Source organism: Parapedobacter soli, from assembly GCF_025460835.1.
GTDB lineage: Bacteria > Bacteroidota > Bacteroidia > Sphingobacteriales > Sphingobacteriaceae > Parapedobacter > Parapedobacter soli.
In genome coordinates this window covers 1-15,044 of record NZ_JAMXAY010000005.1, presented here as the reverse complement: position 1 = coordinate 15,044, position 15,044 = coordinate 1, and the positions used below count along the sequence as shown (strand labels likewise).

At 44.8% G+C, this 15,044-nt stretch carries 11 protein-coding genes; 5 read left to right on the top strand and 6 right to left on the bottom strand.

The window, feature by feature from the left end; translation table 11 throughout:
* Positions 1 to 2 precede the first annotated feature (2 nt).
* Positions 3 to 3,416 carry an isoleucine--tRNA ligase gene (gene ileS, locus NGM62_RS03720; RefSeq protein WP_262246000.1) on the bottom strand — a complete coding sequence of 1,138 codons (3,414 nt, stop codon included), beginning with the start codon at positions 3,414 to 3,416 and terminating at the stop codon, positions 3 to 5.
* 151 nt (positions 3,417 to 3,567) lie between these two features.
* Positions 3,568 to 3,921: a HesB/IscA family protein gene (locus tag NGM62_RS03715; protein WP_262245874.1), complete on the bottom strand. Its 354-nt coding sequence runs from the start codon at positions 3,919 to 3,921 to the stop codon at positions 3,568 to 3,570.
* Positions 3,922 to 4,026: 105 nt separating this feature from the next.
* On the opposite strand from NGM62_RS03715, the gene NGM62_RS03710 reads away from it, so the two are divergent.
* The 3 genes from NGM62_RS03710 (at position 4,027) to NGM62_RS03700 (ending at position 6,719) form a co-directional block, all read left to right on the top strand.
* A complete protein-coding gene (locus tag NGM62_RS03710; RefSeq protein ID WP_262245873.1) occupies positions 4,027 to 4,554 on the top strand; it encodes a DUF7935 family protein in 528 nt (175 codons plus the stop codon).
* Positions 4,555 to 4,614: 60 nt separating this feature from the next.
* Entirely contained in the window at positions 4,615 to 5,886 is a 1,272-nt protein-coding gene (gene glyA / locus NGM62_RS03705; protein WP_262245871.1) for a serine hydroxymethyltransferase, read from the top strand.
* A gap of 245 nt (positions 5,887 to 6,131) precedes the next feature.
* Positions 6,132 to 6,719, top strand: coding sequence for an RNA polymerase sigma factor (locus NGM62_RS03700; protein WP_262245870.1), 588 nt, complete (start codon positions 6,132 to 6,134; stop codon positions 6,717 to 6,719).
* Between the two features lie 13 nt (positions 6,720 to 6,732).
* Here NGM62_RS03700 and NGM62_RS03695 read toward each other — a convergent pair whose 3' ends face one another.
* The gene (locus tag NGM62_RS03695; protein WP_262245868.1) at positions 6,733 to 7,344 is read right to left on the bottom strand and encodes a 2'-5' RNA ligase family protein; all 612 of its coding nucleotides are present in this window, start codon (positions 7,342 to 7,344) and stop codon (positions 6,733 to 6,735) included.
* Between the two features lie 173 nt (positions 7,345 to 7,517).
* Here NGM62_RS03695 and NGM62_RS03690 point away from each other — a divergent pair, with 173 nt between their 5' ends.
* Both NGM62_RS03690 and NGM62_RS03685 read left to right on the top strand, forming a co-directional pair.
* Positions 7,518 to 9,512 (top strand): tetratricopeptide repeat-containing sensor histidine kinase, encoded by a 1,995-nt coding sequence (locus NGM62_RS03690; RefSeq protein ID WP_262245866.1) that lies wholly within the window; start codon positions 7,518 to 7,520, stop codon positions 9,510 to 9,512.
* 1 nt (position 9,513) lies between these two features.
* The gene (locus NGM62_RS03685; protein WP_262245865.1) at positions 9,514 to 10,140 is read left to right on the top strand and encodes a response regulator transcription factor; all 627 of its coding nucleotides are present in this window, start codon (positions 9,514 to 9,516) and stop codon (positions 10,138 to 10,140) included.
* A 250-nt stretch (positions 10,141 to 10,390) separates the two neighbouring features.
* On the opposite strand, the gene NGM62_RS03680 is transcribed toward NGM62_RS03685, so the two are convergent.
* From NGM62_RS03680 to NGM62_RS03670, 3 genes are all read right to left on the bottom strand, one after another.
* Positions 10,391 to 11,302 carry a hypothetical protein gene (locus tag NGM62_RS03680; RefSeq protein WP_262245864.1) on the bottom strand — a complete coding sequence of 304 codons (912 nt, stop codon included), beginning with the start codon at positions 11,300 to 11,302 and terminating at the stop codon, positions 10,391 to 10,393.
* Positions 11,303 to 11,305: 3 nt separating this feature from the next.
* Positions 11,306 to 13,468: an NACHT domain-containing protein gene (locus NGM62_RS03675; RefSeq protein ID WP_262245863.1), complete on the bottom strand. Its 2,163-nt coding sequence runs from the start codon at positions 13,466 to 13,468 to the stop codon at positions 11,306 to 11,308.
* Positions 13,469 to 14,222: 754 nt separating this feature from the next.
* Positions 14,223 to 14,945 carry a hypothetical protein gene (locus NGM62_RS03670; RefSeq protein WP_262245862.1) on the bottom strand — a complete coding sequence of 241 codons (723 nt, stop codon included), beginning with the start codon at positions 14,943 to 14,945 and terminating at the stop codon, positions 14,223 to 14,225.
* Between the last annotated feature and the right edge of the window lie 99 nt (positions 14,946 to 15,044).

Here is a 15,044-nt window from a genome sequence, read left to right as displayed (position 1 = left end):
TTTTACACTTTTTCGATTAATACATTCAATTCCTTTTCCGCAATCTCTATCGTATCGCCCGTTGCTAGGCTATCTTCGAATATCAAAGAGTCTGCCAATATCTCGGTGCGAATATAAGATAAATTGCCCGTTGCTGCTTCCGTAATTTCGGGAACGTCACTCAAACTTACCTTTATCCTATCCGTTACTTCCAAGCCCTGCTCTTTGCGCAGGTTTTGGATCCGGTTTATCAGCTCCCGGGAAATACCCTCTTTTTTCAGTTCGGGCGTAATGCCGATATCCAGGGCCACAGTAAGTTTGCCGAGGTTGGCCACCTGCCACCCGGCAACATCCTCCGCAATGATTTCCACATCGGCCAGTTGGATAGTGTAAGGCGTGTTGGCGATAGCGATAGATCCCAGCTCTTCCAGTTCTGCGATTTCCCCGGCCGTAAATGCCTGGATAGCCGCCGCTACTTTTTTCATGTCTTTCCCTACTTTCGGGCCTAAAGTCTTGAAATTAGGCTTTATTTTCTTCTTCACCAAACCTGAAGTGTCTGCTATGAACTCGATTTGCTTGATATTGGTCTCAGAAAGGATGAGTGCGGCCACCTGTTCCACCTGCTTCCGGAACGTATCGTCCAGCACGGGTAATAAGATTTTTTGAAGTGGCTGACGCACGTTGATACCCGTTTTCTTGCGTAAAGATAGGGTGAGGGACGAGATATCCTGTGCCAAGGCCATACGTTCTTCCAAACCTTTGTCCACCAATTCAGCTTGGTATATGGGGAAATCAGCCAAGTGTACCGATTCAGCCTGTTCTTTCCGGGTTGCACCATTCAGGTCGAGGTAGAGCCTGTCGCTGAAAAACGGTGCGATAGGCGACATGAGTTTGGCAACTGTGTTCAAGCACGTATAAAGCGTCTGGTAGGCCGACACCTTATCTTCGGTATAGTCGCCTTTCCAGAAGCGCCGGCGGCACAGCCGGACATACCAGTTACTGAGGTGCTCGTCTACAAACGTTTGGATGGCACGGGCAGCTTTTGTCGGCTCGAAGTCGGCATAGTGATGGTCAACCTCGCGGGTCAATGTGTTGAGCAGGGAGATGACCCAGCGGTCTATTTCCGGCCGTTGGTCGATAGGTAGGTCGGCTTCCTTGTAAGCGAACCGATCTATATTGGCATATAGCGCAAAAAATGCATAAGTGTTGTATAAAGTGCCGAAGAACTTGCGGCGCACTTCGTCCAACCCCTCTTCGTTAAACTTAAGGTTGTCCCACGGCGCTGCATTACTGATCATATACCAGCGGGTAGCATCGGCACTATGTGTTTCGATGGTAGCGAAAGGATCAACGGCGTTACCGAGGCGTTTCGACATCTTGTTGCCGTTTTTGTCGAGCACAAGGCCGTTGGATACCACATTCTTGAATGCGATGGAATGGCGGAGCATGGTGGATATCGCATGCAGCGTGAAAAACCAGCCCCGCGTTTGGTCCACCCCCTCGGCAATGAAATCGGCGGGGTAAGCCCCTTCGAAACCGTCCTTGAATGGTGTGTCGTCGCCAGCGGCTACTTTCTCCTGGTCCAGCCCCCACTGCGCAAACGGCATGGCACCGCTGTCGAACCACACGTCGATAAGATCCGGTTCGCGGTAAAGTTTCTGACCTCCATCAGACACCAGCACCACATCATCTACGTATGGGCGGTGCAAATCCAACTGGTCGGTGCCGAATTTGTCCAGGTATTCTTCAAGTTTGCCTTTTTCGGCTTCATCCAGTACGTCAGAGGCCAAGCTCTGCTCGATTTTGGCTTTCAGCTCGGCAATGGAGCCGATGCACAGTTCTTCATTTTCATCCTCGCTACGCCAGATGGGAAGGGGGGTACCCCAATAGCGGGAGCGTGAAAGGTTCCAATCTACCAGGTTTTCCAACCAATTCCCGAAGCGGCCTGTGCCGGTCGACTCGGGTTTCCAGTTGATGGTTTTGTTGAGCGTAACCAACTCGTCTTTCACAGCAGTGGTACGGATGAACCAGCTATCCAAAGGATAATAAAGTACCGGCTTATCCGTACGCCAGCAATGCGGGTAGCTGTGTTCGTATTTTTTTACTTCAAAGGCCTTGTTTTCTTCTTTCAGCTTGATGGCGATGAGCACATCGGTGGGCTTGAACCCGGCAGCAGCCCGTTCTTCATCGCTATAGTATTCCTCTTTCACAAACCGCCCGCCAAACTCCCCGATCTCTGTGACAAACCGGCCCTGCTTATCTACGATAGGGACTTCTTTGCCGTTTTCATCTTTTACAAAAACACCGGGCACATCATTTTCTTTACTCACGCGAAAGTCGTCTGCACCAAATGTTGCGGATGAATGCACGATACCGGTACCGTCTTCGGTGGTGACGAAATCACCGGCGATGACTCGGAAAGCCTTTTGTTCCAACAGCTCATTGGTAACGTAAGGCATCAATTGATGGTACCTTAAGTTGAGGAGCTCGGCACCCAAAAATTCGGCTCTGATCTCCCAGGGGATAGTCTTATCATTGCGCTGGTACTCCTTTAGCGGAACCTGTTGTCCTTCGGGTTTGAAGAATCGGCTCACGAGGTCTTTGGCCAATACCACGCTAACCGGTTCGAATGTATACTGGTTGAATGTGCGGATTTTTACATAGCGTATGTCTTTGCCTACCACCAGCGCACTGTTTGCAGGCAGTGTCCAGGGTGTGGTCGTCCAAGCCAGGAAAGCGGTATCTTCATTTTCTTCTTCGAAAAGCATTTCCATGGCTGGGTGGACCTGATCTTTCTTGATGCGGAACTCAGCAACTATGGTCGTATCTTTTAGCGGCTTATAAGTGCCCGGCTGGTTAAGTTCGTGTGAGCTTAGCCCGGTGCCTGCAGCGGGCGAGTAGGGTTGGATAGTATACCCTTTGTACAATAGGCCTTTGCGGTATAATTCTTTCAATATCCACCACAGCGTCTCGATATACTCATTTTCGTAGGTGATATACGGGTTTTCGAGGTCGACCCAATAACCCATTTTCTCAGTGAGGTCGTTCCATACGTCCGTATACTTCATCACTTCCCGGCGGCACGCCGCATTGTAATCGGCGACTGAGATGGTTTTTCCGATATCCTCCTTGGTAATGCCAAGCGTTTTTTCCACAGCCAGTTCGATGGGCAAACCATGTGTGTCCCAACCACCTTTGCGTTTCACCCGGTAACCTTTCAGGGTTTTGTAACGGCAGAATATGTCTTTGATGGTGCGTGCCATTACGTGGTGTATACCGGGCATACCATTGGCAGAAGGGGGGCCTTCGTAGAAAGTATAGGGCTTGCTTGCCGGCCGCGAATCCACACTTTTTTCAAAGATATTTTCACGCTGCCAATAAGTAAGCATATCCTTGCCGATTTCAGATAAATTCAGCTGCTTGTATTCTCTGTACATCAATCGTTTGTGTTCAAAAATGAGGTTGCAAAGATAGGGAATTAGTACGAAATGAAAAAGGAAAGGTTGATTATAGGTGGAATAGAAGAGGCCGCGGACAACTGTGGAGACGCGGCCGTATCATTGATTCTCGAGAAGGATCTCAGGGATATTAGGCCGAAAACGATGACCCGCAACCACAGGTGCTCTCGGCGTTAGGGTTGTTGAACACGAAACCGCGTGCATCCAGCCCATCTTTGAAATCAATCTGCATCCCAGCCAGATACAAACCGTGGGCTTTATTCATGAATATCCGTATGCCTTCGATATCGTATTCCGAATCGCCGTCTTTCTTTTGGTCGAATCCTAAAATATAATTCATTCCGGCGCATCCGCCCCCTTCAACTCCAACACGTAATCCGAAGTCTTCCGATAGCTCTTGCTGGTCCTTCAGTTTCTGGAGTTCCTGGACAGCCCCTTGGGTCAATGTCAACGGTGCTGAAGGTGATTGTGTTGCTGTACTCATCTTCTTAGCTGATTTAATTCATCCAAACCATGCAAAAATACATAAATATTACCCACTTTTGTATGGCTGTTCGGATTTTTTACGTTCGCTAAACAAACGGAATAAATGGATATTGCTTCATTTTCTTTAGATATTTTCAAGTATGTATTCGCTGGATGCGTGGTGGTGGGGGTGGGTAATTGGATGTTTTGGACCAAATATAACAGCCACGTTTTCCGGCTCAAGACGTTGGAAGCGAAGTATGCTGCAAATAAAGAAGTGCTGCCGTTGCGGCTACAGGCTTACGAACGGTTGGTGTTGCTGATTGAGCGGATAAATCCGGCCAACGCGGCAGTACGCTTGCATATGTCCGGCCTCAGCGCAAAGGAGTTTGAGCGCCGGCTCGTCGACGAGATAAGGGCCGAATACCAACACAATATCACACAGCAATTGTATGTGAGTGATGTGGCGTGGTCGGTCACCGGACAGGTGAAAGATAATACGGTAGCACTCATCCGGAATGCGGGTGCAGGCCTGCCGTCCACCGCAACAGCCAAGGAGCTCAGCACCGTATTACTGGCGCATATTGCCGCATTGGAGGAGAATCCGTATGATATGGCATTAAAAACCATCAAAAGTCAGTTGGTGGGTTGAATATTGCGCCCAAGTTTATATCTTTGCGCAACTTTTTAACATTCAATTCTTTGTACCACAATGAGAAGGGACGAAACCATATTCAAGTTAATCAACCAAGAGCTCAAGCGCCAAGAGGAAGGCATCGAACTCATTGCATCGGAAAACTTTGTGAGTAAGCAGGTGATGGAAGCTGCTGGATCGGTGTTGACCAATAAATATGCCGAGGGCTTGCCCGGTAAGCGTTATTACGGCGGTTGCGAGGTCGTAGACGAAGTAGAGACGGTCGCTATCGAAAGGGCTAAAAAGCTATTCGATGCTGAGTGGGTGAACGTGCAGCCGCACTCGGGTGCACAAGCCAACGCTGCGGTATTTTTGGCACTACTGCAGCCGGGCGACAAGATTTTAGGTTTCGACCTTTCCCACGGCGGACACCTTACCCATGGCTCGCCGGTCAACTTTTCGGGGAAGTTGTACCAACCGCTGTTTTATGGTGTGGATAGAGAAACGGGGCTGATTGATTACAAGCAGTTGGAAGAGGTGGCCCTACAGGAAAAACCAAAGGTAATCATTTGCGGCGCATCGGCCTATTCGCGCGATTGGGACTATGCTTTCATCCGCAAGGTGGCTGATGAAATCGGCGCATTGGTTGTGGCTGATATTTCCCATCCGGCAGGCCTCATCGCCCGCGGATTGCTTAGCGACCCGTTGCCGCACTGCCACGTGGTGACAACCACCACACACAAGACGCTCCGCGGACCGCGCGGTGGCCTCATTATGGTGGGTAAAGATTTTGAGAACCCCTGGGGTATCAAAACACCCAAAGGCGAAGTCCGGAGCATCACGTCACTGCTAGACTTAGCAGTATTCCCCGGTACGCAGGGTGGGCCTTTAGAGCATATCATTGCAGCCAAAGCAATCGCGTTCGGCGAAGCGCTGAGCGAAGACTATATGGAGTACATCATCCAAGTGAAAAAAAACGCAGCTGTTCTGGCCGAGGCATTCGTGAATAAAGAGTACAACATCATATCGGGAGGAACAGACAACCACTTAATGCTCATAGATCTCCGTAACAAAGGTATCAGCGGTAAAGCAGCTGAAGCTGCACTGGGTAAGGCCGGCATCACCATCAATAAGAACATGGTGCCGTTTGACGACCGGTCACCGTTTGTGACTTCGGGCATCCGGCTCGGTACGGCAGCAATCACCACGCGTGGCCTTAAGGAAGACCAGATGCTGGAGATTGCAGAGATGATCGATGTTGCCTTATTGAAGCACGACGATGAAGCAGCGCTGGATAAAATACATAATAAGGTGAAAACCTTGATGGAGGCTTATCCGCTGTACAAATAATCAGCTCTCAGAAGCGAAAAAGAGGCCTTGTCTTCCACATGGAGGATAAGGCTTTTTTTGTTACATAACTTGGCCAAGAAAGATTAAAAAGGCGAAATTCAAACAAAAGCTTTGAATTACTGAAAATTTTGCTTTGCTTTGGCTCAGTTACACGAATCATTGAAAGGAGAGCTACTATAGGAAATACGACTACAAGAAAGAGATTACTTATTTGTTGAAAATAGTAAAAGCGGGAGTAGCGTATTATGAAGCTTGAACAACGAACGGACCAAGAGCTCATAGGTCTTTATGTAGCTGGTGATGAAGCCGGGCTAGAGGTGTTGATAGACCGATATAAGGCCAAATTATATACATCCATCTATTTGTTGGTGAAAGATGAGAACTTGGCGGAAGATATTTTCCAGGACACTTTTATTAAGGTAATCAATACCCTGAGGGGCGGCCGTTATAATGAAGAAGGCAAGTTCTTGCCTTGGGTGATACGGATTGCACATAACTTGGTGATAGACCACTACCGAAAGGAAAGGCGCACACCAGTGGTGGTAAACAGCGATGGGTTTGATATTTTCGATGTGCTGCAATTTGCAGACGAAAGCGTGGAAACACGGATGATCCGCGAGCAAACCCACCGCGACCTGCGGCGGATGATACAACGTCTTCCGGATGATCAGAAAGAGGTGCTTATCATGCGGCACTATGGCGATATGAGTTTCAAAGAAATTGCTGCCGTTACCGACGTGAGCATCAATACTGCACTTGGTAGGATGCGTTATGCACTCAATAACCTCCGCAAAATGATGTGCGGGGATGAGGCTGCGCTGAGGGCCGGGTGATGACCAAGGCTCGTTACGCAAATAGCTTCCCCTGTATAAACATGGGGGATAGACCCAGGAAATCAAATTTATGGACGGTGGAGTAGGTGAGTGTGCCTGCACGCCGCCTCAGCAATGTCATGTTTCGTGCGCGGAATTCTCCGTTGTATTCGGTGCGGTTCCAAATCGGCCATATAGCCGCATGTTGCGATGGCGTTAGTTGCCTGGCAATCGTGATGTGAGGCTTGGTGACAAACCGCGCTGGATGCCCTTTAACGCCATTTACCAAAGGCCGAAGTTGCTGCCGGTGCCTGGATGCCAGCTGGAGGATAGGGGCAGGAGACCTGACATCCACGAAAAGTGTGTGGCCGAAACTGCCAAATCCACATAGTTCTACATTAAAAGGGGTAGCTATATCGGCTATCCGCTGAAGTTCCCTGATGATGCTTTTCTCATAACTGCCATATTGAATAAAACGCATCAGTGTGATGTGGCCTTTGGAGACAATGGCATTGGGGTAGCGGTGATTGCTAAGGAAATACTGCTTGAAAGACCGTAGTTGTTTCTGCACGAGACCGTTCGGTTCGAGGATTAGCAGGTACTCGTACAAATGAAGGCCGTAGTGATGAGGATATACTGCATTCATAACTCTAATATTTTTAGTAAAAATACAAATTATTTTAAAACAAACAATGGGTGGCTACAATTTTTACTAAAAAATTTAACATTTCTATGGTTGGTATTGCCTGAAAAACACGTGTTTTCGGGGATTGCTTTTTCTATTCGATGCCATTACCTTTGAACGGTTGAATATTGCGAATGAAACGATGCTTTATTTTTCTTATCGTGGGGCTCTGCTGTGTGCCTGCATTGGCCCAAGAGGGCGGAGCTGCGGGCAATGCATTTGTGGATAGCTTGGAACGACTCGTGAAGCAGGCGCCGAACGACAGCGTGCGTATCGAACGCCTGTTCGACCTGAGTTTTTATTGGAGCGATCGTGATACCTCCAAGGCGTTCAGATATATTGATACAGCACGGCAAATGATGGGCACCCACCCCAATAGCTATTACCAAGGCTTAATGTGGCACCACCGTGCAAATGTGATTTATGCTCACGACCCGGAGCGGGCCAAATACTTTTACCTGAAAGCCGCAAAGTTGCTTGCTCAATATACATTCCCGCGGGCATACGTATACCAGGCGAGGGCGTGGAATAACTATGGCACCTTGCTCCAAGCGCAGGATAGTGCTGCGAAATACTTGGATATTATTATCGAAAAAACACTTCCCTATTCCCGCGTGGCTGGCGATAGTAGTGCCGTAAGCCAACACCTGCAGAACATCGGGCTGATACTTGCCAACTTGCAAGATTTTGAATCGGCGGCCTATTATTATGGGCAGGCCATGCATACACTGTCGAAGTTCGAGCAGGCACATGAGAGTAAGCTGACCGTATTCGTGAATGCCGCGAAAAACGAGATGAGTAGGGGTGATATCAAGCAGGCGAAAACATATCTTGATAGTGCAAAAATTCAATTGAAGGCGGTGCCCCACTCTACTTATGCTCCATATTACTATCGTACAGCGGGGATGTATTTCCGGAATATTAAGGACAAAAGCCGCGCACTGGAGAGTTTCCACCAAGGGATAGCGATAGCTAAAGATCTATTGGACGATTTTTCGCAACGCGATCTCTATTTCGAAATATATGCTACGTACCGCGATTGGGGAGATTATACCAACGCGAAGAAGTACCTAACCATAGCAGATACCCATGCGCCGAATACCGTTGCACAAAACCGACTATTAAGTGCGCGTGAAATGGCCAATACAGAGTATCATCTCGGCAATTACAAAGTGGCGTTTGAGCAGATGCGGGATTATGCCTTGGCTAAAGATTCGCTGCAAGAGAGTGAGACGGCATTGAAAATACTTAATCTCGAAAAGAAATTCCAGACGGTAGAACGGGAAAATGAAATCCTGAAGCTACAGGATGCCAATCGGAAGCAACAATCGGCAATCGACAGGAACAGGCTCTGGATCATGTTCTTAATAGGGAGCTTGACGATAGCACTGACAATAGCTTATTTTTCGTGGCGACTGGCCCGTAGCAATCGCCAAGCGTTGAACCAGCAGGAAAGGTTGCACGAAGAGGAACTGTTGACACTTAAACAGCAGGAACAGCTTAGGCAATTCCACTCAATCGTGCAGGGGCAAGAGGAGGAAAGGAACCGGATTTCGAGGGATCTGCATGACGGGCTCGGCGGGTTATTGGCAGGTGTAAAGCTACGCCTTTCGGCCGTTGCAACAAAAGAAAGGGAACGGACATCGGTGCCGAACGAAGCTATAGAATCCGTAATCGTTGAGCTCGATCGATCCGTGGACGAACTACGACGGGTGGCCCGAAACTTGATGCCGGAGTCGCTGCTGTATATGGGGCTCAAGCCGGCATTGGCCGACTTATGTAAATATATCGATACCCCAACCACATCGGTCAGATTCCACGGTTTTGATTTGAGTACCAACTATCCACAGCCGATCCTTATCGGAGTGTATAGGATTGTGCAGGAACTGCTTAATAATGCCATAAAACATGCATGCGCAAAGCAGGTTATTGTACAATGCAGTGAGAGCGACCAAACCCTCTCATTGACCGTGGAGGATGATGGTTGTGGTTTTAATCCGAAAGAAGTGGGTAAGAAAGGGCTTGGATTGAAGAATGTGGAAAATAGGGTGGCATTGCTACATGGGAGCTTAGAGATGGAAAGCCGGCCAGACCGGGGCACTACCGTAAACATTGAAATACCGATCTGATATGGAAGATAATATGTTGAATGTCATCGTTATTGACGATCATCCAGTGGTGTTGCAAGGGTTTTCGTTCATGCTGCAGGATATCCCCGGCGTCCGACTCGCTGAAACATTTACGGATGCAATTGCTGCATTAGACTATGTGGCACGAGAGATGGTGGATATCGTACTACTGGACATCAATATGCCGGGTAAAAACGGTATTGATGCGTGCTCGGAGATACACCAGCTGCACCCCGCCTGTAAGGTCATCGCTATCAGTAATATCAATGAGCATAGCATCATCCAGCGCATGCTCCAGGCCGGGGCATCGGGGTACTTGCTCAAGAACGCTGCCCGTGATGAGGTGGTGGGTGCCATCCGCCAGGTAGTATCGGGAGGCTTAGGCTTAAGCAATAACGTGCGTGAGATTATAGAAAGCGTGAAGTCAGGAGATCTGCCTGTAATTACCCGTAGGGAGAAAGAAGTGCTCCACTGGCTGGCCAAGGGGCTCAGCTCTACCGAAATCGGCGAGAAAATTTTCATTAGTCCCCTTACGGTGGAAAGCCATAGGCGAAACCTGCTCCAAAAATTTAAGGTGACCAACGTAGCAGCGCTTATCCACAATGCGATGGAGATGAAGTATATCTAAAAGGGACTATTGCAAACGGCTTTTGGCGCACCGGATCAATATGATCAGCAAGCTGCATGCTTCCAAGCAGATACCGAAACGGTTGACTTCAAAAACAAAAACGCAATCACCTTTTTTATAGATGATTGCGTTTTAAACTGGCGGTCCGGACGGGGCCACAATCGAACCCTTGATGCCCTTTTTAGTGTTTTTGGACGGTGTAAATATGTGAAAACTGGAAACGATGACATGCCCCATGGCATTCAATGTTTTATGGCGTGCCTTGTTCTAACGTCCCATTAAGCGCAAACTGAAACTCGTCAATTAAAACAGAAGGAGTTTTTGAAGTTATAAATTCATCCTTCAAAAAGCAATAATTTATAAAGAATATCCAATGATCAAAAGTAACCTCCTTAAAAGCCAATGTAGAATTGATATATGTATTTATAATGGTGTTTCTATCAATTTTGAAAATATTTTTTCCAATCTCACTATTCTTGTTCAGGTATGTGGAAATTTCATCATTGAGTTTTTTTGGCAAGAATCGTAGTCGGAGCTTATTCCTCAACATGGCTTCCCATCTTTTTGATTTGTAATGATGGTATGCAATATCTTCGAACAGTGCTTTCAGTGCTTGGTCATTTGTTTCAAGTGTCGCATAAATCCCATTTAACATTCGGCTTTCATTGGTCAAATCAGCCCAATCCGGCTTGCACTTGTATCTCATTATATGGTCGACTTCGTGCCATCCTTCAGAGAGAGTAGTCCGAAACTGTATCTCGAAGGTGTTGTCAATTAGTTCAAATCTATCGTTAGTCTTCTTGACCTCAATAAAGTACTCGTTCTCATCTCGGTGAAATCTACATATCATGTTTTTACGAAGCGGCTTAAAGACCTCGGTATTTGGCTCATCATAAACCAGTTCTACCTTTTCGAAAAGCCTTTCACACAAATCCACGACTATTTTCAGGTCATCGGCGAAGTATGTTGTTATTCTAAAACCGATTAGGTCCTGCATCAGCTCACCTTCTTTTGAGTAGGATTTGCGTGTAAATTTTTCTTCAATAGAAGTTTGCTCTTTGACCCTAGAAAAAAGACGAAATAATAAGCCAGTCCTCATCAATTCATTAGTGAGCTTGTCTTTTAGCCTTTTTTCTATCAATTCAATTCCGTATTCAGTCATTTATCAGACAATTGAATAGTTATCGTTATAGTAAGAAATACCCTTACGAGTGAGGAAACTTAAATCTCCGTTAAGTTGTATATATCCTTCTGTTTCAAGATTGTGTAAAGTTCTGCTAACAGTTTTCGAGTCCAAAGCTGAAAGTTCATTTTTAATATATGACAATTGTCGGTGTCTCGGTTTCAAACTGCCTTTCTTGAAATATAGATCTAAGATCTCCCTCTCAACATTGGCTTCGGTTTCTTCCTGCGATTCTTCACAGGCAAAAACTTCCTGTACGAATCCGTTATCATCATTACATCCATAGGTTGTAAAGAAGGAGTCCGAGTAGGCTTGACCGTTGGTGACAAGTGCACAATTGTAAAACCGGCAGTTTACAAAAGATGAATCTTTGAACGCAGTCAGTGAAAACGTACAATCAGTGAATGTGCAAGCGGTGAAAATTGTGCTTTCAAATTGTCTTTCCTTTGTAAATTGGTATCCCTGCAACTGGAAATCATTTAATGTTGCCATCCTGTACTTTCCAGTAATTTCGTTCTTAAAGTCAATATCGACCTTGAAAAAAAACTGAGGTTCGTAGTGGAACGGGTGGTCATTAAATACCTTCCAGAGCTTCTCCTTGTTTTCCCTTGGCTGTACCTGAAAAGCTTGTACAGCTAAGAGGGCAAATGTTTGAGATAGTTTTTGGTAGAAGTCATTGTCGTATTGTGCATATTTTCCTAAAATTAGATTTTCGCCAACTAACGTTCCCAATACAAATTCATTCACAATTCCGATCATGCCCTTTTCCTTCCGGTCTAAAAAAGCATGATTCGAAAGAATATCAGCCAGTTGGTCTATCCGCGGCCGCTTGTCAGGGGTATATTTTTTTTTAGTTTCTTCTAATATGGTTTTATTGTAGTCAAGTATCAGGTCCTTTATAAACTCTTTCGTTTCGGCCTTTACATCCCATTCCGTAAGGAAACGCACCAACTTCCGAAATATCCTAAGTTGTGTTTCTGGCTCTATCAATAGGCCTTGCCGATCCTGTTCGCGGCTAAGGAGAAATTCAAAGTACCGATCAACGATTGATTGGTTTTCGACAATCATTTGGTTCAAATCCTCTACTCTGACATATCGCAAATAAGTCAGTAGAACAGGATTTGCCAACTGTTCTACAGGGAAGTTGTTGGCATTTATTATATCTAAGCGGTCCTTGTGTAACCAATTCTCAATTTTTGGTTCCGATATGGTAATTTTAGCAAGTGTGTAATCAACATTTCGGTCGGTCATCCAGTTGTGGAATTCCTCACTATTGAATATAGCTGTTTTGCGTGAAGTAATGATGACTTTAGCATTGTCTGTCAAGAGGTCAATAATTGTTGAAAGCATGCTTTCTACCTGCTCAAACTGGTTGGAGGAAAAGGAGAAGTCTTTTGTAATTAGCTCGTCAAACCCATCAATGATAAGTGGAATTCTGCCTTTTTTAATTTGGTGGATAACTACATTTGAATCTACTCGATTCGAAAATTGTTCCTCGATTTCAAAGGCCAAAATATGTTTGAAGATCGAAGCTTTCCTGTCCCTAGACAATTCCGTAAAGAAGGGTAGTTTATTTCCTGGTACCGATATGAATTTATCCAATATCTCGTATGCGGTACAAGTTTTTCCATATCCAGCAGCAGCTTCTATAATTATGAGCAGAGGCCCCTGGTGTTTGTTTAGTTTTTCTACTACATTGTTTACCAATGAATTATTGTCGTCTTCCGCGCTATAAGAGATTGGACTGTTGGTATCTTCATTCAGATTGTATTCTGTATAATCGTACGAGCTTCGGATATATGTGTAGTTCGCATTTTCTGGTAGATTATACATTAGCTTTTGGACAAAGTTATCGTATCTTCTTTTCAGGTTTTGTATAACGCCATCCGCTTTAAAAAAATCTTTAAACAGCGTCGATTCCGCATCTTCAATGTCTTTGTAATTACGGATTTTTACAGCATATCCAGCTTTGGAGTATTCTAATTTAAGAGCCTCCGCTTCTTCGTCTGTACTCGTCTTTATAATGTCTGCACCGTTGTAAATGCTTTTCGTAAAAAGGTATACGCGATTCGACTTGTTTTTTCGCGGTTCATACCCGTAGCGCGTATAAAGCTCATCTAGTTCGCTGAAAAAAACTTCACTCATGGTATTGATAATAAATGTATTAGTGCAATTTTCGCGGTTCAAATATCTGCTTGCCAACCTGTACCTTCTTGTGACAGGTGGTAGATTGGTAAATATATAGTTTATATTTAATTCTCTCACAAGATTCTCTATTTGAAAGCTTGAACTATGGTCACGAATGTCGATGTCAAAGGTCTATAATTGATTTGAAACTACTTGAGTCCTAAAATAAAACGTGTCCGACGGATCAAAATTTACGTGTGGAAGAGTCCGTTATAAAAGTTGACGACTTTTATATGCCAAGATACGAGGGTGATTTAACATGCCAAAAGTAATTTAATCCTGAAACAAAATTCAACACCTCAACGTCATAGAGAGCTTTTTATATTCATTGAACCAATAAATGTCTTCAAATGCGTTCCCTCTTGAAGAACAGCGGCAATCACAAACTATAAATGGTACGTTATGATCACTTAGCGCGTAAGGACGCGGTATTAAACACTTAGCGCGGCCGATATGTATCCCGGCACAAATCACCTATGTGCACTGGGCTATTATCATAAATTGGTTCACTAGTGTCCCACTAAACTTGGGACGTTGTTAAAAATTAAAAATATCATGTCCAGTATGTCTGAAACGCACTTTTCCTTTAGGAAATATCGTTTCACAAAATGAAGTCCGTTTACTCATAAATACTATGCAACAATTTGTAAATCAACTATTAATAGTCCGTTTCTTGATTTTTAATAGGACACTAGTGAAATTGGTTATGAACTTAAGAAAAATCAGGGCTTTTATTTTTTTTATTTAGCCGTTTGAACTCATTGATTACGGGCTTCATGAATGCCAAATTGTTAAATGAGTTATCTTTTCTAAGAAGGGTAGAAGCTATATATTTCATATCATTTACCTTGTTCGAATCGAAAGAATAGGACGTAATGGTCAGGTCGCGACTTGATTTGAAGAATACTAGTGATTCCGAGTTTTTATATTTTATTCTTTCCCTACTTTCCAATTCGAGAATCTGCTTGGTATTGACGTAATTATACATCTCCCCAACATATAGAACGTCAATAATTCCGTCTGGTTCGATACGATTTGCTATTTCATATAGTTTTCTATAGATAGTGGTTTTTATCGAGCTGTCAAAAGACACGAATTGCATTTTCTGATCATTGTAAACAATAAAGCAGGTTGGCATAAGCCGTTTCTGCATTTGAAAGGTGACTAGGTGCATCATTATAAAGCTGTCAAATAAATCCTTAGAGTCCGGAAACATTTTTTTAAGAATAGTGACCGGAACCTTTTGATCATCGATTGGAACGTTGAATTCTACCCTTGATGCTTTTTCGAACTGGTTTTTTTTGGTATAATAAATATAGTCGTCCGTAAGTAGCATATTTTTTGGAATGCGGTGGAACTTTAGCTCATCGATCTTTTCTTCTAGCTGGTCGGATAGCGTACTACTTTCGTTTAGCGCACCCTTCATTGCTTTCATAAACAATTTCATGTTATTTATGCCAGACAGGAATTTGTCATATAATTCCTCTTTCAATAGTTAGTTAATTTTTAAGCGGCAATAGTGCCGTACATTATT

Coding starts and splice junctions, on each gene's coding strand:
- NGM62_RS03715 (WP_262245874.1), bottom strand. CDS start 3,921: ATGAGTACAGCAACACAATCACCTTCAGCACCGTTGACATTGACCCAA.
- NGM62_RS03690 (WP_262245866.1), top strand. CDS start 7,518: ATGAAACGATGCTTTATTTTTCTTATCGTGGGGCTCTGCTGTGTGCCT.
- NGM62_RS03675 (WP_262245863.1), bottom strand. CDS start 13,468: ATGAGTGAAGTTTTTTTCAGCGAACTAGATGAGCTTTATACGCGCTAC.
- ileS (WP_262246000.1), bottom strand. CDS start 3,416: ATGTACAGAGAATACAAGCAGCTGAATTTATCTGAAATCGGCAAGGAT.
- NGM62_RS03670 (WP_262245862.1), bottom strand. CDS start 14,945: ATGAAAGCAATGAAGGGTGCGCTAAACGAAAGTAGTACGCTATCCGAC.
- glyA (WP_262245871.1), top strand. CDS start 4,615: ATGAGAAGGGACGAAACCATATTCAAGTTAATCAACCAAGAGCTCAAG.
- NGM62_RS03700 (WP_262245870.1), top strand. CDS start 6,132: ATGAAGCTTGAACAACGAACGGACCAAGAGCTCATAGGTCTTTATGTA.
- NGM62_RS03680 (WP_262245864.1), bottom strand. CDS start 11,302: ATGACTGAATACGGAATTGAATTGATAGAAAAAAGGCTAAAAGACAAG.
- NGM62_RS03685 (WP_262245865.1), top strand. CDS start 9,514: ATGGAAGATAATATGTTGAATGTCATCGTTATTGACGATCATCCAGTG.
- NGM62_RS03695 (WP_262245868.1), bottom strand. CDS start 7,344: ATGAATGCAGTATATCCTCATCACTACGGCCTTCATTTGTACGAGTAC.
- NGM62_RS03710 (WP_262245873.1), top strand. CDS start 4,027: ATGGATATTGCTTCATTTTCTTTAGATATTTTCAAGTATGTATTCGCT.